The sequence below is a fragment of the Streptomyces sp. NPDC051136 genome (assembly GCF_044455745.1).
Taxonomy (GTDB): Bacteria; Actinomycetota; Actinomycetes; order Streptomycetales; family Streptomycetaceae; genus Streptomyces.
Window position 1 is genome coordinate 1130150 of the sequence record NZ_JBITFE010000001.1, and the last position, 26053, is coordinate 1156202.

The window sequence follows — 26053 nt, forward strand, 5'->3', positions numbered from 1 at the left end:
TGCCGCCCTGCGGTCAGAGGCTATCGGCGGTTGCGACCGTGTGCTCCTCGTTGGCGTGTCTGGCCGCCGATTGCCCTGGCAGCGCGGGCTGCCAGCTTTGCTGGGTACGCGATGCGCAAGCGGCAGCGGCCGAGGACATGGCCGGCAGCCCGAGGTCCACCCGACGACGTGGACGAATCGCGTCTGGGGATCGTGGGTGAGGGGGGCGGTGCCGGCGGGAACGGGCGAGGACGGGCCGAGCCGACAGGATCCGGGCGTTCTCCTGGTACGTCCTGGCGAAGCAGCCGGCTTCTTCCGTCAGCACGGTGTAGCTCTTCATGACGGTGACCGGGTCGTCGACACCGGCCTTCGAATCCACAAAATGAGTCATACCCCCTCTTTTCGGTGACGCCCCCGCCGCTGTGACGGGCGGTCGATACTCACCGCGACGCTTGGCGGTTCAGGACGAGGCTCCGATAGAATTTCTTGGACTACGGACATGGCGGAGCGGTACTTCCCGACGAAGGCGGACATGGTGCCTGACATCGCGCCGTTGCGGGGGCGACGCGGCGAGCTGGCGGAACTGGAAGCGCTGGTGGGCGGCGCCCGCGGTGGCCGCAGCGGGGCGCTGGTCGTCTCCGGTGAGGCCGGTGTCGGCAAGACGGCGCTCCTGGACCACCTCACGGCACGGACCGCGGCACACGTGCGCACCGAGCGGATCGTCGCCTCCCAGTCCGAGATGGAACTCGCCTACGCCGGCCTCCAACAGCTCTGCGGGCACATGATGGGTTCGGCCGCCCGGCTGCCGACTCCGCAGCAGGAGGCAATCGAGGTGGCGTTCGGGCTGCGCACCGCCGCCGCGCCGAGCCCGTTCTTCGTGGGACTGGCCCTGCTGGGGCTACTCACCGAGACTGCCCAAGAGCAGGCACTGCTGTGCGTCGTCGACGACGCACAGTGGCTCGACCAGGCGTCCGCGCGTGCCCTCGCCTTCGCCGCCCGGCGCTTGGACGCGGAGGGCATCGTCCTGGTGCTCGCCATGCGTCAGGCCGATCCGGTGTTCGCGGGCCTGCCCCACATGGTCGTCGAAGGGCTCGGCCACGAGGACGCGTGCGAGCTGCTGCGCCTGGCCGCACCCGGTGGTCTCGACCGGCGGGTGCGCGACCAGTTGATCGCGGAGGCTCGTGGCAATCCGCTTGCCCTGCGCGAACTGCCCCGGGCACTGAACCCGGCCCAGATCGCCGGCGGTTTCACCCTGACGGGCTCCCTGCCGCTGGAGAGCCGCATCGAGCAGAGCCTGGTCGTGCAGCTCGCCCCGCTGCCCCCGCCGACGCGCCTCCTGTTGTTGCTGGCGGCCGCCGAACCCACTGGTGACCCGGGGCTGCTGTGGCGTGCGAGCGCAGTACTGGGACTGGGGCCGGAAGCCTTCGACACGGCCAAGGCTGCCGAGGCGCTCATCATCGGCACCCGCGTCGGCTTCCGCCATCCGCTGGTGCGGTCGGCCGTGTACCGGGCGGCGTCACCGGGCGACCGACGTCGCGTCCACGCCGCTCTGGCCGACGTCACCAACGCCGAACACGACCCGGACCGCCGGGCCTGGCATCGGGCCAGCGCGACCCTGCAACCGGACGAGGAGGTCGCCGCCGATCTGGAGAAGTCCGCGGTCCGCGCACGAACGCGCGGCGGCGCGGCAGCTGCCGGCGCGTTCCTTGAGAGGGCAGCGGAGCTCACACCCTCGCCGTTCCACCGCGGGCAGCGGCTGATCGCGGCGGCCGAGGCCAAGCACGACGCGGGCGCGTCGGACGCGGCCCTGCGCCTGCTCGAGTCCGCCCGCGTCCTTCCCCTCACTGCGCTCCAGGAGGCGCTCGTGGTGCGGCTGCGCGCGCGGGCCGGATACGCGCTACGGCGTGACCGCAGCGGAGCGCAGAACCTCCTCGACGCGGCACGGGGGCTCGAAGGGCTCGCCCCGGTCCTCGCCCGCGACACCTACATCGAAGCGCTCGCGGCGGCGACTTACGGCGGCAGGCTCGGTGATGCCGAGCAGGTGGCCGCCGTCGCGCACGCGATCCTCGGCGCCACGCCCGCCGCCGAGGAGACCGACCGGGCACGGGACCTGATCCTGCGCGGACAGGCGCTCCTGGCCACCGAAGGGCAGACGGTGGCGCTCCCCACCCTGCGACGGGCCCAGCGTGCGTTCCTCGAGCAGGCGCCGGACTTCCTCGAACTGCACTGGATGTGGTTCGCCTCTCGCGCCGCCCAGGACCTGTGGGATCCCGACGGGCTGCGTGCGCTCGCCGACCGGCAGGTCGAGCTCGCTCGCGCCGAAGGCGTCGTCACCGTGCTGCCGATTGCCCTGAGCCTGCTGATGCTCGTACAGATGACCGACGGCGACCTGGACGGGGCGGAAGCCTCCTGCGACGAGATCGACGCCATCAAGGAAGTCACGGGCAACCCGTTGCCGCCGTACGGGCGACTCCTCCTCGCCGCGTACCGGGGGCAGGCCGACGAGGCGGAGCGCTTGGCCGAGCGGATTCGGGCCGACGGGCTCGCGCGCGGTGAGGGATACGCGCAGAGCGCGGCCAACTTCTCCGAGGCGGTCCTCTACAACGGCCTGGGACGCTTCGCCGAGGCGGTGGCCTGCGGCCGGCGCGAGCTGCCGTACACCCATGAACTGAACCTCGCGATGCGCACGCTGCTCGAACTGGTGGAAGCGGCCACGCACACCGGTGAGCACGCCCTCGCCGAGCAGGCACTCGAACAGTTGGCCCGCGTTACACGGCCGGTGGGCACCAGCTACGCGCTGGCCGTACTGGCGATGGCCGAGGCGCAACTGCGTGCGGGGGACAAGGCCGAGAACCTGTATCTGGACGCGATCGCGCGCTTCGAGCACGAGCGGATCCCGATCTGGGAGGGGCGGTGCCGCCTGCTGTACGGCGAGGCACTCAACCGCCAGGGGCGGACCGCCGAGGCGCGCGAGCAGCTCCGCACCGCCCACAAGGAACTGACAGCCTGCGGAGTGAACGGATTTGCCCAGCGTGCCGCGGACGAGCTGCGCGCCTGTGGCGAGACCCTGCGGGTCCACGCACGGGGATCGGCGGCGCGGCTCACCGAACAGGAACTGAATGTGGCGCGCCTGGCCCGTGAGGGGCTGACGAACCGCGAGATCGGCACCCGCCTGTTCATCAGCGCACACACCGTCGAGTACCACCTGCGCAAAGTCTTCGTGAAGCTCGGCATCAAGCGGCGGACCGAGCTGAAGCCTGCCCTCGCCGGACTCACACCGACCGCGTCGAGCGCATGAACGCCCACGAGCCGGTGTCCTCTCCCGGTTCCGGACGCGGGCGACGTCCGCGCCATGCCTTCCGGAAGGGCCGTCCGGTGCGCAACGACATCCATGAAGCCTTCCCCGACCTCGCCCACCTGTCTTCACTTACCGCCACGTCAAACGCCCTTGTTAGGACCTCTTATTACAGCGCTGCTCGTGGGTGGTCGGGCCATCGTGACAGCGGGGATGCCGTCGCCCGTTACCTCTCGGAAGTGCTGTCGCCGCCAGAACGGGGCGCGTGTCCATGAGGACGTGAGCACTGCTGACGCGGCGCTCTTTCCCGTGTCATGCATGGACCGCTGCGCCCCGTTGAAGGCGCTCAGACGGTCTGCCGTGGAGGCAGGAACGCGCCTGCAGTCTCCGGGTCCGGCCAAGGCGTTACGGTCTCGCCGGCGACGAGCCAACCGCGGACACCGCCGCGCTTGAGTCGCAGCTCGTAGAGGAACGGTGCAGCGGACTCGCTCATGCGGCGGTAGAGAAGCACAGTGGCGTCGTCGCCCTGCTCCTCCAGGTGCAGAATGCGGTACTCCGTGGACAGGGCCCTTTCCCCGTTACTGCCACGAGCCGCGAACTCGGCGAAGACATCCTCGCGCGGTGCCGCGACGATCGAGCCGTCCTTGCTCGGGAACAGGATGGCCATATCGGCAGCGTAGAGCTTGTCCATTTCGTCCATCCGATAGTTGCTTCCATCCTCCACGACGTAGCGGATGAATTCCTCGATCTCCTTGTTGACCGTGCCCATAGTTTCCTCCAGGAAGCTTCTGGCGTGCCGAGTCCGGGCAATCAAATTGCCCTAAGGCCGGCGGTGCGAGTGTTTGCCTGTTGTGCGACGCGAACGTAGACGAGTGAGCCCACTCAGTCGTCGGCGGTCGATGGTTGTTAGCCCGACCCCCACAGGGCGGGTATCACTGGCGCGACCACATCTTTACGTGCGACCACCCAGACCCTTGTTCGGCGCCTATCGAACAAGCTACCTTGTTCATTCGGCATTTGTCGAACGTTGCGCCTGTGGCAAAAGCCACAACGTGGAATTTCTTAATTCGGCCTTCTTGGAGAGGCTAGGAGGACGACCGACCAGTTCCGATTTCGATCATCGTGAATTCCGATCATGAACCCCCAGGGGTGCACCCACGCCCTGCGGGCGCGCTTGCCGGGGCATGGAGCGAAGTTCCTGGAGGACTCGGCCTGGTGGCGACCGGACTCCCCGCGGCCGGCCGATATGAACCGATGGCAATGACGGCGCCGTGCGTACAGTTCCGTCACCTCGTAGTCGCGCGCATACGGATCACGCGCCGCGGAACAGGCGACCGAACTTGCGCATTTCCTCCGCGAAGATCACGGGCTGCTCGAAAGCTGCGAAGTGACCCCCCTTGCTGGCCTGGTTCCAGTACACGAGCTTGGAAAAGGCCCTTTCGGCCCACGCGCGAGGCGGCGTATAGAATTCCTTGGGGAACAATGTGACGCCCATCGGGATGTCAATTTCTACGGCATTCATGGTGACGTCAGAATTCTCCCAGTAGAAGCGTGCAGCCGATTCAGCGGAATTCGTCAGCCAGTAGAGGGTGATGTCGTCCAGCATTTCATCCAGAGTCCAGATGGACTCGGGGTTCTTGTTGCTGTCGCTCCACACTCCGAACTTCTCGTAGATCCAGGCAGCCTGACCCACGGGCGAATCCGCCAGCGAGTAGGAAACTGTCTGCGGCCTGGTCATCATTTCAAGCTGATAACCGATCTCGTTCTGCTGCTGCCGGTTCAGCTGATCCATCGCGACCTGTTCCTCGGGAGTCAGGTGATCGAGGTCGAGATCGGGCGGCACGATCTGCGGGAAGTTCAGGTGGATGCCCAACAGCCCCTTGGGCCGCAGCACACCCAACTGGGCGTTGACTGCCGCTCCCCAGTCGCCGCCCTGGGAGAGGTAGTGATCGTATCCGAGGCGCGGCATGATCTCAGCCCATGCCTTGGCCGTCCTCGCACGCCCCCAGCCCAGATCGTCGGGCTGGTCGGAGAACCCGAACCCCGGCAGAGAGGGAACGACCACGTGGAAGGCGTCGCGTCGTGATCCACCGAATTCGGTGGGATGTGTCAGACGCCGGATCACGTTACGGAATTCCAGAACGGATCCCGGCCAGCCGTGGGTCAGCATGATGGGCATCGCCTCGGCGTGCGGTGACTTGGCGTGCAGCAGGTGGATGCTGACCCCGTCGATAACCGTGCGGTACTGACCGAAGCTGTTGAGCAACGACTCCACCCTGCGCCAGTCGTAGTGCCGCTTCCAGTACTCCACGAGGTGCTTGACGCGCCGCAGAGGGGCTCCCTGCGACCAGTCGTCCACCAACTCTTCCGCCGGCCACCGTGTCATTTCCAGCCGCTGCCTCAGATCGCGCAGCATGCTCTCGGGCACGTGAAGCCTCATGGGAACAACGGCATCATTCGGCGGGCTCGGCAGGTACAGCTCCGCAGCTGTAGTGCCTGATTTTGGGGCTGCCTGGACGGCTCCGGGGGTGATCACTGAAGCTGCGGACCCCGCCCCCAGGGCGCCCATGGCGTACAGCAGTCGCCGACGGCTCAGAACACTTTCTCTATTCGGCATCAGCTTCTTGCTCCTGTCGGTACGTTCTGGCGACCGCGGTACTCCGGCGGCCTGCATGACCAGAACAAGCGCTGGGCACCCCGGTCTGGATCCCACACACCGGGCCCCTTATGGACCTGCGGTCGGTTTGCGCTCTGGGACTCACGGATCGTGAGTGCGAGTCGCCAACTCGACTTGCAGGAAGCCCTGTACAAGCACCTGCACGTGCCGTCTTGTCGTCCAGGTAACGACGAGGGTGCATACCTGACGCATCGGCCTCGGGCGTTCGGAAGGCTTCGGACCGTATTCAAAGGAGGCAGTCGTGGCGCGGGCGACGAGCGCCCGCCCGGCAACCCGATGCCTGGAACGTCCGCGCAAGCAGTTCTACAGAGACTAATGTTCGCTATCCATCGAACATATCTGGAAACGTACCACGGCCATCGTCCGTGCGGCATCTGCCAGCCGTGGCATCAGTCACAGCGTGAGCGCCCTGCGGAATGGATGGAGATCGGCAGCGCTTCTCCGTGCTGCACCTCCGTCATGCGGACGGGTGTGATCTGCTCCCGGGCCGGCCATCGCGCGAGGCATGCCGGTTCGGAGCGCGTCGAACGCTCATGTAGATTGTTCGACGTGTTTCGAACGCTTCGCATCGTGTGAGGGTGGCGGTGCGCCACCTCGGCCTGGCCTGGTCCCGGGCCGAGTGCCTGTCGGCACTCCAGCGACGGCGGAGCCGCAGAGAGGACGGTCAGTGACGGCTGGAGGAGCAATGCGATGAGTGATGTCTCCCGCCGCGGACGCGGATTCTCCCTCGTCTGAGGAACTACGGGATGAGCGGCGCGCGGAGGCGCGCCCTGGGCATCGAGTAGTCCTCCTGGCGGCGGTGCTCTTTCGGCGCGCACGTACAGGGCATGCGGCCCAGTCGGCGGGCGACGTGCACCCGCTGCGCGTGCGACCGAGACGGCTCCTGACTTCACCGCGTGATCAAGCAGGACGGGGCGGATGAGTGACAGCCGGAAGCGGTTTGTCATTAATCAACCGGAATCATCCACTGTCATAGTGTGCTCAGTAACACACCGCAACATCCAACATTGTGTATAACCCTCCGATTTTGTGATGTCTGATGCCGGGCGCATCGTGCCCGGTGCGAGTCCTGGAAGGCGAATCGATGACCAACACTCTCCGGCGAACTGAACCGGCCACGCGGCGCAGTGTGCTCAGGGGCGCGGCCGCCGTGCCTGCTGCGGCGGGACTGCTCGGCACGACGATGGCGGGGACCGCCGGCGCTGCTGAACGGGAAACCTTGCCGGACTTCGCACCGGTACCTGCCGGCGCCCTGGGTCCGGCGATGAATGCGCAGGGGTACCACGTCGGCAAGATCCAGGGCAACCTCTACTGGGTCACTGACAGCTTCTACACCTCGATGTTCCTCACCACACGCAAGGGCGTGGTACTCGTCGACGCGCCACCGACGATCGGACACAACCTTCTGCGCGCCATCGGTGAAGTCACCAAGGCCAACGGCAGGCCGAGCAAGGTGACGCATCTGGTGTACTCCCACTCCCACGCCGACCACATCGGAGCGTCCGCCATCCTGGGTCCCGATGTGGTGCGCATCGGTCACGAGGAGACCCGCGCGCTGCTCAAGTACCAGTCAGATCCAAATCGCCCCGTGCCGAAGGAGACGTTCCGCGACAGGTACGTGCTCGAGGTGGGGGGCGAGACGCTGAAGCTCGCCTATCACGGTCCGAACCATTCACCCGACAACATCTATGTCTACGCGCCCGAGTACAAAACGCTCCTGCTGGTGGACGTGTTCTACCCCGGCTGGGTGCCGTTCGAGAACCTCGCGATGTCCGAGAGCATCCCCGCCTGGGTGGACGCGCATGACGTGGCGATGAACTACCGCTGGCAGACATTGGTCGGCGGGCACCTGGGGCGCCTCGGTACCCGAGCGGACGCATATCTCCAAAAGCGGTATATATCAGACCTCGATGCGTCCGTGCGCACCGCTCTGGCCACCGTGGACCCCACGCCGTACATGACGAAGTACGGCCCCAGCGGCAATGCCTGGGCCATCTTCAAAACATACCTCGACGCCGTTGCCCGAGAGGCCGCCGAACCCGTGTCCGACAAGTACACCGGCATACTGGCAGGCGCCGACGTGTACACCCTGGGGCACGCCGCGACGCTGATGGAATCCCACCGCATCAACGGGGGCATCCTCGGCCCCTTCGGTATCCGCCCCTGAAGAGCCCCGACGCCTGCTGCCCGTCGTAGCGGTGACCGGCAGGCAGCAGGCACGGAGACGTGGCAAGCACACTGTTGAAATGCGATACACTTTTCACAGTGTTCTTGCTGTGATGTAGGTACCCTGCGGCAGCAGTCTGGAACACGCTTCAGCACCTGCCGATGGAGCCGAGCAGGTGCGTAGCTGCTCCGGACGCCACTCGGTCCCCCGCGAGCCGGCGTCCGGAGCGGTCAGTCAGGGTGTTTACCGGGCGCGGTAGAGCCCACGGCCAGCCCGGCGGATACGGGAGTTGCCGACGAGACGGTCGAGGGTGCTGCGAACCGCGTTGATGCTCCCGCTGTCACTATCGCGGCCCAGTGCCGCCGCGACATCACGAGCGCGCACGTCGGCGTCGCCGACGCCCGCGAAGTACTCCAGGATCTGCTCAGTGAGCCTGCCGTAGTTCCGCTGCTGGCCGTCTTCGGTGCGGGGCGAGCGCGAGGTCCTCTTCGCCGTCTGCGGCCGCCGTGCCGGCTGCTCGACGCGCGACTCGGTCCGGGACCCGGCGGTGTCGGCGTCCTTGACGGGGACGTCAGCGTCCGCCGGCGCAGCCTCGGCTGCCCGGGGGCGTTCTGTGCGCGGGAGAGCGGCGGCAGGCTCGGCGGAGCCCGTGCTTGCCGGGGTGAGCATGAGGACCTCGAGAGCGCTGAGGGCACGCTGAACGGAGCCGAGGTGGGCCACGACTGCGGCCAGTTCCCGCTCGAGTGCCTGCTTCTGGACCTCTAGGCGGGCCAGGTCCTCCTGGAGGCTCTCTGCGGTGATCTCAACATTGTGTGCCGCGCGAGTTCCCGAGACCATGTGTTCCTCTCATTCTCATCCGTACGTGCACATCATAAGCGGGAGCCCGCTCCTCACAAAGATGTACCAATTGTTGCCACTGTCCCCCAGGGAGTGCAACGGGGGGTCGAGGGGAAGTCTGTCAGGCCCGAGCGAGCTCTCTCGATGTGCGGAAACCCCTGTGTCACACATACGGGCAGTGCCCGGTCTCACAAGCCAGATACTTCGTCACCGAGGAGGCTCAGCCATGGACTGGCGTGAGAAGGCGAGTTGCCGACACGAGGATCCTGATCTCTTCTTCCCTGTAGGCAACATCAACAGTGGCTCGTCGCTGGTACAGGTTGATGAGGCGAAGGCCGTGTGCCATCGGTGCCCCGTGATGGAGACATGCCTGAACTGGGCGATCGGGGTCCCGCCAATGGAGGGGATCTGGGGCGGCACTACGGAGAGCGAGCGCCGTGCCATCAGGCGCCAACTGGCACGCCGGACGACCCGGACCACCGTGAAGGCCGTCGCGTGACCGGTTCCGGGGTGCTGGGGACGGAACCGCGACACGGTTATGTCACATATTCACACGGTGTCTGGTCGTATGGAAGACAGACGTCCGCAATCCCAGCCGTTGGAGTGCCACCGTGAATGAGTCGGGTGAAAGGGTCGCCCAGTGGACGAAAGAGCGGCTGGGCCACCGCGGCAGTGCCCGGGGAGCACTGCGGAAGGCTTTCCCAGGGCATTGGTCGTTCCTGCTGGGAGAGATCTGCCTCTACAGCTTCGTCGTCCTCGTCCTCACGGGCGTGTACCTGACCTTCTACTTCCACCCGTCGTCCGAGCAGCTGATCTATGAGGGCAGCTACGTGCCGCTGCAGGGGCAGCTGGTCTCGGAGGCGTTCGACTCGACCATGCACATCTCCTTCGACGTGCGTGGCGGCCTCCTCATCCGGCAAGCCCACCACTGGGCGGCCTTGGTATTTGTTGCCGCCGTGTTCACACACATGATGCGGGTCTTTTTCACCGGCGCCTTCCGAAAACCGCGTGAGCTCAACTGGGTCCTGGGGTTCTCCCTGCTGATCCTGGCCATGTTCGGGGGACTCACCGGATACGATCTGCCGGGCGACCTTCTGTCCGGCACCGGGCTGGTCGTCGTGAACGGAACGATCCTCTCCATACCCATCGTCGGCACCTACCTGTCGATGTTCCTCTTCGGCGGAGAGTTCCCGGGAAACGATCTCGTGGCCCGCTTCCACACCATCCATGTCCTGCTGATCCCGGCCCTCATGACGGCGCTGATCCTCGCCCACATCGTCCTGTCCCTCCGCCACAGGCACGCCCAGTACCCCGGGCCGGGACGCACCAACGACAACGTCGTCGGCATACCCGCCCGGGTGTATGCGGTGAAGGCGGCGGGATACTTCTTCCTGGTCACCGGTGTGATCTTCTTCCTCGCAGCCATCGCACAGATCAATCCCGTCTGGGAGTACGGCCCCTACCGGCCCGACCAGGTCTCGGCCGGATCACAGCCCGACTGGTACATGGGCGTGGCCGACGGACTCCTGCGGGTCATGCCCGGATGGGAGATCAGCGCCTGGGGTCACACGCTCGCCCTCGACAACCTTGTTCCGCTACTGGTGGGCGTCGGACTCTTCGCCGTAATGGGCGCGTATCCCTTCCTCGAGGCGTGGGTGACCGGCGACAACCGGGAACAGCACCTCCTCGACCGACCGCGCAACAGGCCCGCGCGCACCGCACTTGGGGCCGCCTGGCTGAGCGTGTACATGGTGTCGCTGATCGGGGCGGCCAACGACCTGATCGCAACGCGTTTCCACGTCTCTGTCAATGCTGTGACGTGGGGGGTCCGCATCGGCTTGTTCGCCGTACCGCTCGTCGTCTACTTCGTTGCGAAACGCTGGGCCCTCGGCCTGCAGCGACGCGACCGCGACAAGGTTCTGCACGGCCGGGAGACAGGCATCATCAAACGCCTCCCGCACGGAGAGTACGTCGAGGTGCACGAGCCGCTCGGCCCCGAAGAGCTGCATGCGCTGACCGCGCACGAGCAGTATGCGCCACTTGCTCCGCCGACCAAGGACCACGACAACGCAAGGCTCACCCGCGTACAGCGGCTACGGAGCCGGCTCAGCCGCGGTCTCTACGGAGAGACTTCGCAGATTCGGAAGCCGACTGAGAAGGAATACAAGGAAATTACTCATCCGTAGATGTCACACGGCGACCGGGTTCCCTGTCACAGAAGCGGAGGAGGAACGTAATTTCTCTGCTCCGAAGAGGCCCGGATCACAAGCGGATCCCTCCATGGCCGCGCACCAGTAAATTCCCGGAAAGGTCTTCGAAATGAACTCGCGTTCTGTTTACCGCCGTCTCCGCACACCACTCACTCTTACGGCCGCAGCGACGGTCGCAGGCGCTCTTCTCGCCACGTCGGTCGCTCCGGCGAGCGCCGGCAAGGGAGCACCGTCCCAGCACCGCAAGCCGACCGTGGTCCTCGTCCACGGCGCATTCGCCGATTCGACCAGTTGGAACGGCGTCATCAAGAAGCTGAAGCGGCACGGATACCCGGTTGTAGCCGCGGCCAACCCGCTGCGCGGACTGAGCAGTGACTCCGCCTACGTCAAGGAACTCCTGGCCGGCATCGACGGGCCCGTGGTGCTCGCCGGACACTCGTACGGCGGATCGGTCATCAGCAACGCCGCCCGCGGCGCCGACAACGTGAAGGCGCTGGTCTACATCGCGGCCTTCCTGCCCGACAAGGGAGAGAGCGCGCTCGCTCTCTCCGGGAAGTTCCCGGGCAGCACCCTCGGCGAGGCCCTCAAGCCGGTACCGATCACCCAGCCCGACGGCTCCCAGGGCGTCGATCTCTACATCGACCAGAGCAAGTTCAACCACCAGTTCGCGGCGGACGTCCCGAAGAACACAGCCGATCTGATGGCTGTCACTCAGCGCCCCGTGACCAGTGCCGCATTGGAGGAGGAGGCCGGCGAGCCCGCCTGGAAGACCATCCCCTCGTGGGTCCTGGTGACCACACAGGATCTCAACATCCCGCCGAAGGTCCAGAAGTTCATGGCGGACCGAGCCAAGGCCCACACGGAGAAGGCCGTCGCCTCGCACGCGGTGAGCGTCTCGCAGCCGGACAAGGTCGCCGACATCATCCAGGACGCCGCCCGGACGGTCCGCTGACCGTCGGCCCCACGGCAGAAACCGGGGCGGGATGGCGCGACACGCCATCCCGCCCCGGTTTCTGCCCGGCACGTGGCATGCAACTCCGTGCATAGATCGAGCGGTGGAAGTCGTCCGGTGCCTGTCGGGCCCGCGCTCATGACGGCCACGTAGACGCATCACGGGGGCAGTCCTGGTCGGTGGGCAGCGTCCTCGGGCAACGGACGGCGTTGCGCAATCCCGTGCGTTGACGCTCGAGACCGGACGTTCACACAGCCGTAGAACTCCTCCCCGTTCACGACGGCTGGCGCCGTAGGGCTTCCTGCTTCATCGCCGACCGCTCCCCGGAGCACTCCGTTGAGGTCTTGTGCCGGCTCCACTGGCCGACACTGGGCAGGCTTTTCGCAGCGCTCACGTCCCTGCCGTGGGTTCGTGGCGCAGCCGCCTGTCCGGTTGTGAAGGCTCAGGACGTCGTGCCCTGCCAGGTGCAGCAGCGGGAGCACAGTCTGGATGCGAGAAGCGGTCGACGGCGACCACTTCTCGCCCCTGCCAGGATGCCGTACTCCAAAGAGCGGCACTCACTCCCGCTCGCCTCCGAGGTGGCTCGGGCAAGCGTGTGGTTCTCGACCATGGTGCGAGCAGAGCGTTCCTCCTCCAGCGCGGCCCCGGCCCTCGCTCAGTGGGCAGCAACAGGCCGCCTTGCCCAATGAGTTGCATCCCCACCGGCCTGACTCGGGCCGTCACCCCGGCGACCAGCCCTCTCCCACGGAGCTCGTCCCGCTCACAGTGGCCTGGTCGGCCTTGATGTAGCCCATCATGTCAGCCATCAACCGCCGCTAACGGCCCGTCGAGAGTTGCACCACGTACAGACCAGCGCGCCAGACCCCCGGCGACCGGAGATCTGGCGTGCGCGTGAGCGTCAGTGGGTCAGGCGGCGGGAGATAGCTGCTGCTCCTGGCGCACTGCGGAGATGTCGAGCACCAGCGTCACCTTGTCGCTGATGAGGACACCGCCCGTTTCCAGGGCTGCGTTCCACGTGAGTCCCCAGTCGGACCGTTGCAGGGTGGCCCTGCCCTCGAAACCGACCCGGTGCTGGCCGTAGGTGTCCTGGCCGGCACCGCCGAAGGTGATCTCGAGGTTGACGGGCAGTTCGATGTCCTTGATCTTGAGGTTGCCGACCAGGCGGAACATGTCGTTTCCGACCGGCACGATCCCGGTGGAGCGGAAGGTCATCAGAGGAAAGACCGCGGAGTCGAAGAAATCCGGGCCGGTGAGATGCGTGTCCCGCTCCCGGATGCCGGTGTCCAGGCTCTGCGTCTGGATACTCGCGTAGGCCTCTGACCGTTCCGGCCGGGAGCCGTCGAGTTTGAGGAGTCCCTCGAATGCGTCGAACTTTCCCCGCACGTTTGAGATCATGGCGTGCCGGACGGAGAAGCCGATCGTGCTGTGGACCGGGTCGATGGTGTAGAGGCCGGTCAGCGGCGTGTACCGGCCGGTCTCGGAGAGGCTGTTCTGCGTGCGGTTCCTGAGCATGACCAGACGCTTCCTTCGGGGGCGGAGTGATGTGGCGGGGGAGGGCGGCGCCGTCGGGAGAAGACAGGGGCGGCCCCAGAGAGGGGCCGCCCCGTCCGGACGGCCTGCTGCCTGCCGCTCTACCGCTGCTGCTGCGCGGACCAGTCGGCGATCCGGGTCTCGGCGATCTGCGCGTCGGGGCCGGGCAGGAGTGTGGTCTCCTGGAGCTGGGCACCGAAGTACGGGGCCTTCGGGTCCGCCACGACCTTGCGGGGGTCGTTCTTGGCGGCGAGGGCCTTGCGGACCAGCTCGTCCAGCTGGAACGCCTCGGGGCCGGCCACCTCCACCACGCCGCCCACGGGCGTGCCCACGGCTGTGCGGCCCACGGCGGCGGCGACGTCGTCGGAGTAGATGGGCTGGATCTTGACGGGGGCCAGGCGCACGGTGTCGCCCTCGGTCGCGGCGTCCGAGATGCCCTTCATGAACTCGAAGAACTGCGTCGCGTGGACGATGGAGAACGGGATCCCGGACTCCTTGATCAGCTCCTCCTGCACCTGCTTGGCACGGAAGTAGCCGCTCTCCTGGAGCCGCTCGGTGCCGACCACGGAGAGCGCGACATGGTGGGTCACACCCGCTTCCGCCTCGGCCTTGAGGAGGTTGCTGGTCGACGTGCGGAAGAACTCCATCACGTCGTCGTCCGCGAACGAGGGGGAGTTCGAGACGTCGACCACGACGGAGGCGCCCTGCAGGACCTCGGCCAGGCCCTCACCGGTCAGGCAGTTGACGCCGGTGTTGGGAGCGGCCGGCACCGCCTCGTGGCCGTGCTCGTTCAGCTTGGCGACCAGCTTCGAGCCGATCAGGCCGGTCCCGCCGATGACTACAACCTTCATGATTCGGATCCTCTCCGAGTTCTCTCTGCGCGGCGAAGTTGCGTGAAGCGGTGTTCCGCCGCATCGGCCAATTTTGTTCTTCACTGGGAAAGACAGAATGGTGACTTCATTTGTGACACTGCACCCGGATGGATTCGGAACCCTCCGGACCTTCCGTGCCGGGATAGCTGCGGTCTATTCCACGAGCTTGCCGTCGGCCGAGACGTCTTCCATCAGACGGGAGATCTCGTCCGGAACAGGGCCGATGCTCTCGTGGGTGATTCCCGACGTGGGGGACCACACCAGGTTCACCTGCAGCGCGGGATCCATCTGCGGGTAGTCGCTTCGGTTGTGGCACCCGCGGGTCTCCCGGCGTTCGAGCGCCGCTTCGAGCGTGGCCCGCGCCGCGAGAGCAGCGGACTTGAGATCGAAGGCGTGGGCCAGGTCCTGGAAGCCGGCGATGTCAGGGTGGACGCCGACATCTTCCATCCGCTTCTCGATCGCGGTGAGTTCCGACAGCCCGGCGCGCAGCCCGTCCTCGTTGCGTACGACGCCCGCGTGCTCGGTCATGGTGTTGCGGATCGCGCGCTGGAGGGCGCGCACGTTCTCCGGCCCGTCCGCCGCGAGCAGCTCGTCGATCTCCGCCCGTGCCGCGGCCACCGCGGCCGCAGAGCGTGGCTGCGCAGTGAGCCCCTGGGAGTAGGCGGCGGCCGCTTGGCCCGTGATGCGGCCGAAGACCAGCAGCTCGATGAGGCTGTTGCCGCCCAGGCGGTTGGCACCGTGCAGGCCGCTGGACGCCTCGCCGATGGCGTACAGACCGCGTACGTCGGTGCTGTGGTCGTCGTGCCTGACCCACACGCCGCCCATCGAATAGTGGGCCGTGGGCGCGATCTCGATCGGCTCGCGGGTGATGTCCAGCATCTGCAGGTCGAGCAGCGTCTGGTAGACCCGGGGCAACCGGTTCATGATCGTCTGCCGGGGCAGGTGAGAGACGTCGAGCCAGACGCCGCCCTTGGGCGTACCGCGCCCTTCCTTGATCTCCGTGTAGGAGGCCAGGGCCACCCGGTCGCGGGTGGACAGTTCCATGCGCTCGGGGTCGTAGCGGTTCATGAACCGCTCGCCGAGGACGTTGCGCAGGATGCCGCCCTCCCCTCGAGCGGCTTCGCTGACGAGGGTCCCTGCCGCGTTCTCCGGCTCGATGATGCCCGACGGGTGGAACTGGACCAGTTCCGGGTCGCGCAGCCGGGCACCGGCTTCCACCGCCAGCCGGAACGAGTCGCCGGTGTTCTCGTCGCGCCGGGAGGACGTACGCCGCCAGATACGGGTGTGGCCGCCCGCCGCCAGAATGACGGCGTCGGCATGGATGAGATAGCGCTGTCCGTCCGTGAGGTCGAAACCGTAGGCCCCGAACACGGCACCGTCGTGCACCAGGAGCCGGGTGATGTAGACGCTGTCGAGCATGGGAATCCCGAGCTGAGTCGCCCGCCGGATCAGGGTGCGCTGGATCTCCAGGCCGGTGTAGTCGCCGGCGAAGGCGGTGCGGCGGAACTTGTGCGCGCCGAAGAAGCGCTGCGAGATGCGGCCGTCGTCCTCCCTGGCGAAGGCCATGCCGTAGCGCTCCAGGTCATCGATCCCCAGGGCGGCGCCCTGGGTGACGATCTCGACGGTGCGCGGATCGGCCAGGAGGTAGCTCTCCTTGAGCGTGTCCGCGGCGTGCTGCTGCCAGCTGTCCTCGGGGTCCATGGTGGCCAGGGCCGCGTTGATGCCCCCGGCGGCCAGGGCCGTGTGCGTGTCCTCCTTCGGGCGCTTGCCGACGGCGAGGACATCCATCCCGGCCTCGGCGAGTTCGATGGAGGCCCGCAGGCCGGCCCCGCCCGTACCGATCACCAGCACCCCGGTGGAAAGACGTCGTTCGGTGATAGCCACGATTGCTCCGATCGCTTGGGTCGTCACCGACTACGACCGGCTGGTCCCGGTGTTTGTGACACGGGCCGGATCAGGGCAGCAGGCTGCCGAGGGGGACCTCGGGGTCGGCAAGAAGAGCGTCGTCGATGTCGGTCCGGGACTGCACCAGAGCCCGGATGGGATCGACGACGTCCCACACGTTGACGTTCATGCCGGCGAGCACACGACGGCCCGACATCCAGAAGGCGACGAAGCGCCGCTGGTCCAGATCGCCACGGAAGACCACACGGTCGTACCCGTCGGCCTCCGTGTAACCCGTGTACTCCATCCCCAGGTCGTACTGGTCCGTGTAGAAGTACGGCAGCCTGTCGTACACGGCGTCCTGGCCGAGCATGCTCCGCGCTGCTGTCTCCGGCTGATTCAGAGCATTGGCCCAGTGCTCGACGCGCACATGACGGTCGAGGAACGGGTGGTAGGCATTGGCGACGTCACCCGCCGCGTAGATCCCGGGCACCGACGACCGCAGGTGCGCGTCGGTGACGATGCCGTTGCGCACCTCCAGGCCTGCCTGCTCGGCAAGTTGCACGTTGGGGGTGATGCCGACTCCCACAACGACGGCGTCCGCGTCCAGACGAGTACCGTCGGACAGCAGCACCCCGTCCGCGCGGCCTCCTGCCCCGGTGATGCGCTCAACCTCCACACGCGAGCGCAGACGGACGCCGTGATCCGTGTGGAGCTGGGCGAACACCTCGGCCGCCTCTCGGCCCAGCACCTTCATCAGGGGCAGATCTCCATGCCCGAGCACCGTCACCTGTGCCCCCGCCATCCGTGCGGCGGCCGCCGTCTCGAGCCCAATCCAGCCGTCGCCGATCACCACAATCCGTGCGCCCGCGGTGAAGGCGGCCTTGAGCCGTTCGCTGTCACCCACCCGCCGCAGGTACAGCACGTTCCCGAGATCCGCACCCGGAACCCGCAGGCGGCGAGGAGACGAGCCGGTGGCCAGCAAGAGCCCGCCGTAGGACACACAGCGGCAGTTGTCGAGCTCCACCTCCTTGGCCAGAGGGTCGACGGCCCGCACGCTGGTGCCCAGGAACAGGTCCACCGCGTTCTTCGCATACCACTCCTCAGGGTGCACGAAGATCGAATCGCGCTCTTCCTTGCCCAGCAGGTAGCCCTTGGACAGCGGCGGGCGGACGTAGGGCGGCTCCTTCTCGTCGCTGATGACGAGAAGTGGGCCGGTATGGCCGTGCTCCCGCAGTGCCTCAGCCGCCTTTCCTGCGGCGAGTCCGCCCCCGACGATCACGAAAGTGTTCACAGATGACACGGTGTTCCTCTTCTCGGATGTCGCATTACGAGGCACGTGGCCCTCGGCCAACTGACCGGGCATCTGTGCCTCCTGTGACATCCGGCCGGGCCTCGGCGATCGCCGGGGTGTCACACCAGCAAGATCTCCTCGGTCTTAACGGCTGGCCGGGAGTGCCGCGCCCGAGGGCGAAGGAGGACAGGATGACGTACGTCATTGCGCAGCCCTGCGTCGATGTCAAGGACAGAGCATGCGTCACGGAATGCCCCGTGGACTGCATCTACGAGGGCGAGCGGACGCTCTACATCGACCCGTCCGAGTGCGTCGACTGCCACGCGTGTGAGCCGGTGTGCCCGGTGGAGGCGATCTTCTACGAAGACGAGCTCCCTGAGCAGTGGGCGCACTACCGCTCTGTGAACGCCGAGTACTTCCAGGCCGCCCGGGAGCCGGACACGCCCCGGGGCACCGGAGGCGACCACCGTTTCGTCGCTGAGCTGCCCCCGCAGGGCTCGCGGAGAAAGAAGGAAACCGCCGTGTTCACCATCCGGAAGGAAGAGGCCGCCGATGCCGATCTCTGGTTTCCCAGCTGACACCCGGTCCGCCGCTCGGGCGCCAGCCGGAGCATGCGACGGTGCGGTCAGGGAGCGAGAGTGACGGTCGACGGCGTTCCCTCACCAGCCATTCTGGCGTAGGGACACAGCGAGTCCGCCTTCTCGATGAGGGGCGTGGCGACCTCCGGAGCGACACCGGGCCACTTGACCACCAGATCGACACGGAGCAGGTATCCGCCGTCTCCCGGATCCCGGCCGAACGCCACTGTCGCCTCGACACAGATCGCGGATGGATCGAGCGCCTCCTGCCGCGCGACCAGGCTCAGGGCCCCGTGGAAGCAGGCCGCGAAGCCGGCGGCGAAGAGCTGCTCGGGATTGGTTCCGTGCCCGTCGCCGCCGAGCGCGGCTGGCATCCGCAGGTTGAGGTCGAGAACTCCGTCGTCCGACCGCGCTCGTCCGGAGGCCCGTCCATGGGCGGCCACCCCACCACTGACCGTCACGGTCGTCGTGTAGATGGCGGAGAAGGACTCGCCGTCGAAGTCCTTGTCCGTGGACAGGTCCGGCAGTCTGATGTGTTCGGTCACCTCGTGACTCCCCAGGCAGGAGTCTTGACTTGCCGGCCACAACCGCTCACACCGCAGAGGGCGGGACCTGCCGCGCCGCTCATGGCTGTCATCACGTCGTCTGTCCTTCTGGTCTTCAGGAAACCGCAGATTCGGATAACCAGATGACCGACGAGTGGCCGTCCTTGTGACACACCGTGCCCCGAGCCGCCTCCTGAGTCTTCGAAGGCCGTGCTCAACCTGTCAGCGACGCGACGTACGGCGTCAGCTTGGCCGGGTTCATCACCCACATGATCCGGTCGATGCCCTCTGCCGAGACATCGACGGACAGCAGAGCCACGGGCTCCTCCCCAAACTGCACCAGGACCGCCGGCCGGCCGTTGGCCTCGACCCAGCGGACCTGTGCCTGCGGCCAGAAACGGGGGGCGAAGGCGGCCAGGTACCTGGCGACACGGGCACGCCCGAAGACGGGGATCCTCGATGCTCCACGCACTCCTCCGCCGTCGGAGTAACTGACGACATCCGCAGCGAGGACATCCTCCAGAGCCTCGAGATCCCCGGTCCGCGCCGCGGTGAGGAACACCTCCAGCAGGCGCTGGTGGGCGGACCGGCTCACCCTCTCACCGCGCTCGGCGGCCAGATGCTTACGGGCCCGGCTCACCAGCTGGCGGGTATTGGCTTGACTCGTCTCCAGCATCTCGGCGATCTGCCCGTAGGGATAGTCGAACGCCTCTCGCAGAACGTAGGCGGCCCGCTCCACAGGGTTCAGCTTCTCCAAGAGTTGGAGAACGGCCAGTTCGACCGCCTCGGCGCGTTCCGCGCCCATCTGCGGATCCGCGCTCGTATCGACAGGCTCGGGAAGCCAGGGACCGACATATGCCTCACGCCGTACCCGGGCGGACTGGGCCGTATTGATCGCGAGCCGCGTGGTCATGGTGGCCAGGAAAGCCGCAGGCTCGACGACCTGGGTGCGATCAGCGTTCTGCCATCGCATCCAGGCCTCCTGGAGGATGTCCTCAGCCTCCACCGTGCTGCCCAGCACGCGATAGGCGATGCCGAAGAGCTGTGGACGCGACGCAACGAAGTCCTTCGTCGCCTTCTCCAGTGCGTCCACATCGTCCCCAGCGTGCATTGGCATCCCTTCCGGCCCGCAGAAAACCCATGCTACAACCGGCACAGACGGGACGCGCGGGCGACTCGAAGGAACACACGGTACCCGAACAGCGTGGTACTCGATGTCACACACGAGGGAGATCCGGCAGGGGCGGGAGACGGGAGCATGGCGGGTCAGAAGCGAGGCCCCGGGCGCACGAGTGTCACCGCGAGGACAGCCGGATCACGCCGCAGGGGCAGCGGAGCGAAGCCGTGACCGGCCAGGTCGCTGAGCAGATCTGCGCGAGCAGCAGGCCACATCCAGAAGGTCTCCGTGTGCCGACTGAGCAAACCCTCCGACCCCCGCACCCAGTAGTGGCATCGGGTACGGATGCGGTCCCCGACGGCCGACATGGCCATGTGCCCCCCGTAGACGTGCTGCCCGACCGTCTGGAGGGGAAAGACACGCACGGTGTCCGAATCGGGAACGCGAGCGGGCGGAAGCTGGAAGACCAGTGAACCACCGGGTACGAGCGCCCGGGCGACGGCCGGCCACAGCGCTCGCCGTGCCTCTGGCGCGAGACAGGCGATGGTGTTGTGGCAGATCGCCACATCCGCGACCTCGTGCAGTGCCGTCTCCTCAAGGGACCGAGGATGCACGGTGACACGCTCCCTCGGCGCCCGTGGCAGTGCAGCCAGCCGCGTCATCAACGGCGCACGCATAGCCCGAGAGGGCTCGATAGCATGCACATCGACCCGGGACTCGCCCAGGCACATCATGGTGACCCGCCCGGTTCCGGCTCCGATGTCGAGTACTCCGACACGCGCGTCTGCCGCATCGCGGCCGTAGAGCTCCCGGACGAGGGCCTCGTCCTGCTCCGCCTGGAGCACATCGTAGAACTCCGCGGTGACCGCATAGTCGTCCGGCGGTGGGCGGCGGGCCGGCGCTCTCGAAATGACGGAGTACATGCCCAGCAGGACCGGTCACCCGACGGATGTGTGACAGCCGTCCGGCACCCGACCGTATCCAGGGCGAGGACCCGCCCGTGTCACAGATCCACCTGCCACCCGGTCGTAGTGGGCGGACCGTAACGACGCGTCACCCAGGGTGGAGAAGGTAGATCATGCAGGTCACTCGCCTCCGGAAACCGCTCTCGTCACCACGCCCCGACGAGACGCGTTCCCTGCCACCGCGCAAGGTGTCCACGGCCGCCGAGGCGGTGGGCCTGAACACGCTTCCGCGGCCCGTCGCCGTGGTCGTGGGAGCCGGCGGCGTGCTGGGCGCGGCGCACGTCGGCATCGGGCACGCCTTGGAGGAGCGTGGGTTCGTCCCGGACATGATCATCGGGACTTCAGTAGGAGCGCTGAACGGCGCCATCGCGGCCTCGCGCCCCGACGGGGCGGCGTCGTGGCTGGAACACGTGTGGAGGGAACTGCGCCGCCGGGACGTGTACCGGCTCGCCCATCCGTCCTCCCGGGCCGGCATCTTCACCGACCTGGGGCTGCGCCGACTGATCGTCCGTGCCGGACTTCCCTCGCGCATCGAGCAGCTGGCGGTTCCCTTCACCGCAGTGGCCACGGATCTGGTAGCCGGTACACCGGTGCTGCTCGACCACGGCGACCTCGAATCCGCCCTCCTGGCCAGCACGGCCATCCCCGGGATCCTGCCGCCGGTCGAACGAGGGGGCAGAATGCTCGTCGACGGCGGAGTGACCGCCTACGTCCCCGTGCTGGCGGCCCTCGAGTCGGGCGCATCCAGCGTGGTCGTGGTACCGACCGGGCCGGAGAGCTCGCCACTGCCCCCCAACGTCCCGCCCCTGCGGCCCGGCGCGATCGCCGCCCGGGCAGGGGTTCTGCTGTTGCACCACCAGATCGAACGCGACCTGCGCGAAGTGGCGCGGAGCATCCCGACCGTAGTGCTGCCGACCGGCACCCACGACTGGCCCGCCCCCTGGGATTTCGGCCACTCGCAGCGGCTGATCAGCACCGCGTCCCAGACTGCCGGGCACTTCATCGACGCGCTGCACGTCACCGGACCGGGCCTGTATCGGATCGGGGACGCTGACGGGTCCGTTCCCGGCACACGGATCACTCAGAACGCTTGGAAGACAAGAACACAAGAGAAGACCTGAACACAACAGGTCCAGACCCAGAGGAGATTGGTCTGTGAGCACCGTCGCGTTCCTCAACATCGGCATGCACGGGCACGTCAACCCGACCCTGCCGGTCGTCTCCGAACTCGTCAGACGCGGCCACACGGTCACATATCATACCTGGCCGGCGTTCCGTGAGGCGATTGAGGCCACCGGTGCCGCCGTACACCTCTACCCCGGTGGTGCCCCTCCGCTGCCCGAACCGGTCACCCCGCTCGCGCTGCTGGAGGCGCTCGCCGGCACCGCCGTACGCATGCTGCCCGCCGTCCTCGACGACCTACGCGGCATCGGCCCCGATCTGATCGTCCACGACAGCGCCTGCCCCTGGGGCGCGGTCGCCGCGCGTGAACTCGGGATCCCGGCGGCGTCCTCGTTCACCACGTTTGCCTACAACCGGCACGTCCCCAGCCCCACGAGCGCCTCGTGGGACCTGCTCACCGCGGCGCGGGCCCGACCTCGCAGCCTCCAGGGCTACGTCCGGTCACGCCACGAACTGCACCGACGGTTCGACACCCACGACATACCGCTGGTCGACCTCTCAGGCATCCGTCAGCCGCTCAACCTGGTCTACACTTCACGCGAATTCCAGCCGGACGTGCAGGAATTCGACGGGTCCTACCGGTTCGTCGGCCCCAGCCTGGGCGCCCGGCCGCACGACCCGACCTTCCCGTTCGAGCGGCTGCGGGACCCCGTGCTGTACGCGTCCCTGGGCACTGTGTTCGACGCCGACCCCCGCCTGCTGCGCTGCTTCGCCACCGCGCTCGCTCCACTGGGCGGCACTGTGGTCCTCTCCACCGGCAGAACTGACCCTGGGGCGCTGGAGCCGCTGCCGAAGAACGTCATCGCGCGTCCTTTCGTGCCGCAGACAGAGGTGCTGGAGCGCACAGCCCTGCTCGTCACACACGGCGGGATGAACAGTGTGAACGAGGCCCTGTACGCCGGAGTCCCGATGCTGGTGATCCCGCAGGGTGCCGACCAGCCGCTGGTGGCCCGGCGCGTCACCGACCTCGGAGCAGGCCTGTCGATGCACCCCCGGGACGTCTTGGAGAACACGGTCCGGTCGCTCGCCCGGCGGCTGCTGGACGAACCCCGGTTCCGGAAGGCCGCGCACACCATGCGGGACGCGCAGCACCGGGCGGGCGGGTTCCGGCGAGCCGCAGACGAACTGGAGCGGTACCTGCGTACAGCGGGTCCGCTCCGGCCGGCCGCCGACCGGGCACAGCAAGGGTGACACCATGTCACCCGCCGTCGTCGCACTGCTTCTGCTCGCCGGACTGTCGGAAGCCGCCGGGCGCATCATGCCGCTCTTGGTGTGCCGGCCCGGAGTGTCCCCCAGGAACGTCGTCGGACTGATGCTGACCGGCGCCATCGTCGAGGGGGCCGTGCTCGCACTGTGGCCGCTGACCGCGTGGACCGTAGCCGAACTGCTGCTGACCTCACCGCCTGCGGACGGCACACTGGAGTGGACCCCCGGCCTGCTCGCACCCCTGCTGCTCGCCGCAGTCCTCGCCTTTCCGCTGCTCGGCCCCCTGCTCCATCTGCTGCTCTTTGCCGGAGTCGGCGCCACACTCACCGGCCCGCTGGCCGCCACGACCGGGCTGGGCTGGTGGACCGCCGCCGGCTGCGTGGCCGCAGCCGGAGTAGCACTCGGCATCACGGTGGAGGGCGTCCGCCGACTGGTCGTACGCCTCAGCGCGACCGCTGCCCCGGAGGCGCTCGCATGAACCACTTCCTGCTCTGGGCCAGCCTGCTGGGACCGGCTCTGCTCGCCGAGGGACTGCTCGCCCGATACGAGGTGCTGGCCTACGGTGCCGGCTGGCGCAACCCCGTCACCACGCTCCCCAAGGGCGTGCCCTACGCCCGTGGCGCGGCACCCGACGATCCCCCGAAGGCATACCTGGTCTACCTGGACGGCATCGGAAAGCGGCGCGTGCGCGACAGCCGCGACGGCGGCCAACTGGTCAAGGCCGTAATCGCCGCAGCACCCGAACTGCGGGTCCTGGGCCAGGTCCAGCCCTACTCGCCGCTCGCCGACCCGCTTGCCGACCGCCCCGTATGGGCATGGCTGCGCCGCCATGTCGGGCTGCTGCTCTTCCTGCACAACGTCATGCAGATCTTCGTCGCTGCCGACCGGCGGTACCGCCCCCTGTACAACCGGGCCGTCGGCTCACAGATCGCCACGCAGCTCCGGTTGGCCGGATACCGCCCGGGCAGCGGCACCCCTGTGGTGTTGCTCAGCTACAGCGGCGGCGCACAGGTCGCCACCGGCGCAGTCGACGAGCTGCGCACACGGCTGGCCGCCCCGCTCATGCTCATCATGTTCGGTGCGTTCCACAACGGGGCCAACGACCTCTCCTGCGCCGAGCACGTGCATCAACTGACCAGTGCATACGACCGTGTCGAGCGGGTCGGCACCTGGATGTTCCCCCAGCGCTGGCCGCTGCTGCGCCGCAGTGCCTGGAACCGCGCCGCCTGTGACGGCAAGATCACCGTTCACCGGCTCGACCCGGCCACGCACGTCGGACCGCGCAGTTACATCAGCCCCACCGCTCTGCTGCCGGACGGCCGCAGCCATCTCGACCGCACCACGGATACCGTGATCGCGATCGTGCGCTCCCGGCGTGCTGCGACCGCGATGACACAGGACCCGGCACCCTGAGCGGCGACGGCCACATACATCCGAAACCGCCGAAGGCGGTGCGGGGCGACGTTTCGCTCGTCGCCCCGCACCGCCCGTGCCTCCCCGCAGCCGCAGCTCAGGTCCGGGAACCGGGCGAGAGGTCGCCCTCGAAGGCCGCGGCCTCCAGGATCGCCTTGACGGCGGTCAGATACCGGGCGGCGTCCGCACCATCCACCAGACGGTGGTCGTACGACAGGGACAGGTACACCATGTCGCGGACACCCAGGCCCACGGTGTCCTCGTCGGTCATGACGGCCGCCGGCCGCTTGACGGTGGCACCGATACCCAGGATGGCAGCCTGGCCCGGCGGCACGATCACCGTGTCGAACAGAGCGCCACGTGAGCCGGTGTTGGAGATCGTGAAGGTCGCGCCCGACACGTCGTCCGGGGTGAGGTGGCCACTGCGGGCCCGGCCGGCCAGTTCGGCGGTCGCGTGCGCGATGCCCGCAGTGCTCAGGTCGCCCGCGTCCTTGATGACCGGAGTCATCAACCCCCTGTCGGTGTCCACCGCAATGCCGATGTTCTCGCGGTCGAAGTAGGTGATCGTGCCCTCGCCCTCGTTGATGCGGGCGTTGACCACGGGATGCGCCTTGAGGGCCTGGGCAGCCGCCTTGACGAAGAACGGCATGGGCGAGAGCTTGACGCCCTCGCGGGCAAAGAAGTCCTCCTTGGCCTGGTTGCGTAGACGCAACAGCACGGTGACGTCGACCTCGACGACGGAGGTCAGCTGAGCCTGCTCCAGCAGCGCCTGCTTGAGGTTGTCTCCGATGATCCGGCGGATACGGGTCATCGCGACGGTCTGTCCCCGCAACGCCAACGTGCCGGCAACCGGAATCGCGGGTACGGCAGCCACCGCGGGAGCGGACGCCGCAGGCACCGGAGCCGGAGCGGGCACGGCCTCCTCGACCACGACAGGCGGCGCGGCGGCCTGAACCGGTGCGGGAGCTGGAGTCGGCTCCGGCGGAGGAACCGAAGCCGGCGTAGAGGCCGCCGCAGGAGCAGGAGCAGGAGCAGGAGCAGGAGCAGGAGCAGGAGCAGGTTCCGGTGCCTGGGCCGTGTCCGGCGCGCCGATGACGCCGAGAACGGCGCCGATCTCGACGGTCTCGTCCTCAGGGACGCTGATGGAAACGAGGATGCCAGCGGCGGGGGAGGGGATTTCGGTGTCGACCTTGTCGGTGGAGATCTCCAGGAGGGGTTCGTCGACTTCCACGCTGTCGCCGACCTGCTTGAGCCAGCGGGTGACCGTGCCCTCGGTGACACTCTCACCGAGGGCTGGCAGGGTTACGGAAAACGCCATGATGTTGGTTGCTCCTCACACGTCCACAGGGC

22 protein-coding genes are annotated in these 26053 nt (G+C 67.5%); 10 read left to right on the top strand and 12 right to left on the bottom strand.

Translation table 11 applies throughout. From position 1 onward, the window contains the following. Positions 1-13: 13 nt before the first annotated feature. Positions 14-370, bottom strand: coding sequence for a hypothetical protein (locus ACIBCJ_RS05040; protein ID WP_365980947.1), 357 nt, complete (start codon positions 368-370; stop codon positions 14-16). A 108-nt stretch (positions 371-478) separates the two neighbouring features. Between ACIBCJ_RS05040 and ACIBCJ_RS05045 the strand changes: the two genes are divergently transcribed. Next, positions 479-3277: an AAA family ATPase gene (locus tag ACIBCJ_RS05045; RefSeq protein WP_365980946.1), complete on the top strand. Its 2799-nt coding sequence runs from the start codon at positions 479-481 to the stop codon at positions 3275-3277. A gap of 343 nt (positions 3278-3620) precedes the next feature. Here ACIBCJ_RS05045 and ACIBCJ_RS05050 read toward each other — a convergent pair whose 3' ends face one another. Both ACIBCJ_RS05050 and ACIBCJ_RS05055 read right to left on the bottom strand, forming a co-directional pair. Next, positions 3621-4043 (bottom strand): hypothetical protein, encoded by a 423-nt coding sequence (locus tag ACIBCJ_RS05050; RefSeq protein WP_222515089.1) that lies wholly within the window; start codon positions 4041-4043, stop codon positions 3621-3623. A gap of 543 nt (positions 4044-4586) precedes the next feature. After that, positions 4587-5891, bottom strand: coding sequence for an epoxide hydrolase family protein (locus ACIBCJ_RS05055; RefSeq protein ID WP_399281805.1), 1305 nt, complete (start codon positions 5889-5891; stop codon positions 4587-4589). Positions 5892-7035: 1144 nt separating this feature from the next. Here ACIBCJ_RS05055 and ACIBCJ_RS05060 point away from each other — a divergent pair. After that, entirely contained in the window at positions 7036-8118 is a 1083-nt protein-coding gene (locus tag ACIBCJ_RS05060) for an MBL fold metallo-hydrolase (RefSeq protein ID WP_365980945.1), read from the top strand. 243 nt (positions 8119-8361) lie between these two features. Here ACIBCJ_RS05060 and ACIBCJ_RS05065 read toward each other — a convergent pair whose 3' ends face one another. After that, a complete protein-coding gene (locus ACIBCJ_RS05065; protein ID WP_365980944.1) occupies positions 8362-8955 on the bottom strand; it encodes a hypothetical protein in 594 nt (197 codons plus the stop codon). Positions 8956-9181: 226 nt separating this feature from the next. On the opposite strand from ACIBCJ_RS05065, the gene ACIBCJ_RS05070 reads away from it, so the two are divergent. The 3 genes from ACIBCJ_RS05070 to ACIBCJ_RS05080 all read left to right on the top strand — a co-directional run bounded on the left by ACIBCJ_RS05070 (position 9182) and on the right by ACIBCJ_RS05080 (position 12117). After that, positions 9182-9454: a WhiB family transcriptional regulator gene (locus ACIBCJ_RS05070; protein WP_365980943.1), complete on the top strand. Its 273-nt coding sequence runs from the start codon at positions 9182-9184 to the stop codon at positions 9452-9454. Positions 9455-9566: 112 nt separating this feature from the next. Beyond that, positions 9567-11141 (top strand): cytochrome bc complex cytochrome b subunit, encoded by a 1575-nt coding sequence (locus ACIBCJ_RS05075; protein ID WP_365980942.1) that lies wholly within the window; start codon positions 9567-9569, stop codon positions 11139-11141. Positions 11142-11274: 133 nt separating this feature from the next. Continuing rightward, positions 11275-12117: an alpha/beta hydrolase gene (locus ACIBCJ_RS05080; RefSeq protein ID WP_365980941.1), complete on the top strand. Its 843-nt coding sequence runs from the start codon at positions 11275-11277 to the stop codon at positions 12115-12117. 906 nt (positions 12118-13023) lie between these two features. Here ACIBCJ_RS05080 and ACIBCJ_RS05085 read toward each other — a convergent pair. The 4 genes from ACIBCJ_RS05085 to ACIBCJ_RS05100 form a co-directional block, all read right to left on the bottom strand. Beyond that, positions 13024-13629: a YceI family protein gene (locus ACIBCJ_RS05085; RefSeq protein WP_365980940.1), complete on the bottom strand. Its 606-nt coding sequence runs from the start codon at positions 13627-13629 to the stop codon at positions 13024-13026. A gap of 119 nt (positions 13630-13748) precedes the next feature. Beyond that, a complete protein-coding gene (locus ACIBCJ_RS05090; RefSeq protein WP_186779663.1) occupies positions 13749-14498 on the bottom strand; it encodes an SDR family oxidoreductase in 750 nt (249 codons plus the stop codon). Between the two features lie 174 nt (positions 14499-14672). Beyond that, entirely contained in the window at positions 14673-16403 is a 1731-nt protein-coding gene (locus ACIBCJ_RS05095) for an FAD-dependent oxidoreductase (protein ID WP_365980939.1), read from the bottom strand. A gap of 70 nt (positions 16404-16473) precedes the next feature. Further along, complete coding sequence (locus tag ACIBCJ_RS05100; RefSeq protein ID WP_365981090.1) at positions 16474-17706, bottom strand: FAD-dependent oxidoreductase; 1233 nt, start codon at positions 17704-17706, stop codon at positions 16474-16476. A gap of 182 nt (positions 17707-17888) precedes the next feature. Here ACIBCJ_RS05100 and fdxA point away from each other — a divergent pair, with 182 nt between their 5' ends. Further along, on the top strand, positions 17889-18275 hold the full coding sequence (gene fdxA / locus ACIBCJ_RS05105) for a ferredoxin (RefSeq protein ID WP_365980938.1): 387 nt from the start codon (positions 17889-17891) through the stop codon (positions 18273-18275). 47 nt (positions 18276-18322) lie between these two features. Here the strand turns inward: fdxA and ACIBCJ_RS05110 are convergent, their stop codons facing one another. From ACIBCJ_RS05110 to ACIBCJ_RS05120, 3 genes are all read right to left on the bottom strand, one after another. Next, the gene (locus ACIBCJ_RS05110) at positions 18323-18820 is read right to left on the bottom strand and encodes an Ohr family peroxiredoxin (RefSeq protein WP_186779659.1); all 498 of its coding nucleotides are present in this window, start codon (positions 18818-18820) and stop codon (positions 18323-18325) included. A 214-nt stretch (positions 18821-19034) separates the two neighbouring features. Beyond that, on the bottom strand, positions 19035-19931 hold the full coding sequence (locus tag ACIBCJ_RS05115; protein ID WP_365980937.1) for an RNA polymerase sigma-70 factor: 897 nt from the start codon (positions 19929-19931) through the stop codon (positions 19035-19037). Between the two features lie 155 nt (positions 19932-20086). Continuing rightward, positions 20087-20860 carry a class I SAM-dependent methyltransferase gene (locus ACIBCJ_RS05120; protein ID WP_365980936.1) on the bottom strand — a complete coding sequence of 258 codons (774 nt, stop codon included), beginning with the start codon at positions 20858-20860 and terminating at the stop codon, positions 20087-20089. A gap of 155 nt (positions 20861-21015) precedes the next feature. Between ACIBCJ_RS05120 and ACIBCJ_RS05125 the strand changes: the two genes are divergently transcribed. From ACIBCJ_RS05125 to ACIBCJ_RS05140, 4 genes are read left to right on the top strand one after another with little or no spacing between them, the layout of a single operon-like run. Next, positions 21016-22023, top strand: a complete 1008-nt coding sequence (locus ACIBCJ_RS05125; protein WP_365980935.1) for a patatin-like phospholipase family protein — start codon at positions 21016-21018, stop codon at positions 22021-22023. 34 nt (positions 22024-22057) lie between these two features. After that, positions 22058-23275: a macrolide family glycosyltransferase gene (locus ACIBCJ_RS05130; protein ID WP_365980934.1), complete on the top strand. Its 1218-nt coding sequence runs from the start codon at positions 22058-22060 to the stop codon at positions 23273-23275. Between the two features lie 4 nt (positions 23276-23279). Further along, the gene (locus tag ACIBCJ_RS05135) at positions 23280-23768 is read left to right on the top strand and encodes a hypothetical protein (protein WP_365980933.1); all 489 of its coding nucleotides are present in this window, start codon (positions 23280-23282) and stop codon (positions 23766-23768) included. Then, positions 23765-24703, top strand: a complete 939-nt coding sequence (locus ACIBCJ_RS05140) for a hypothetical protein (protein WP_365980932.1) — start codon at positions 23765-23767, stop codon at positions 24701-24703. Before ACIBCJ_RS05135 ends, ACIBCJ_RS05140 begins: the two co-directional genes overlap by 4 nt. Positions 24704-24800: 97 nt before the next feature. Here the strand turns inward: ACIBCJ_RS05140 and ACIBCJ_RS05145 are convergent, their stop codons facing one another. After that, on the bottom strand, positions 24801-26021 hold the full coding sequence (locus ACIBCJ_RS05145) for a 2-oxo acid dehydrogenase subunit E2 (protein WP_365980931.1): 1221 nt from the start codon (positions 26019-26021) through the stop codon (positions 24801-24803). Positions 26022-26053 lie beyond the last annotated feature (32 nt).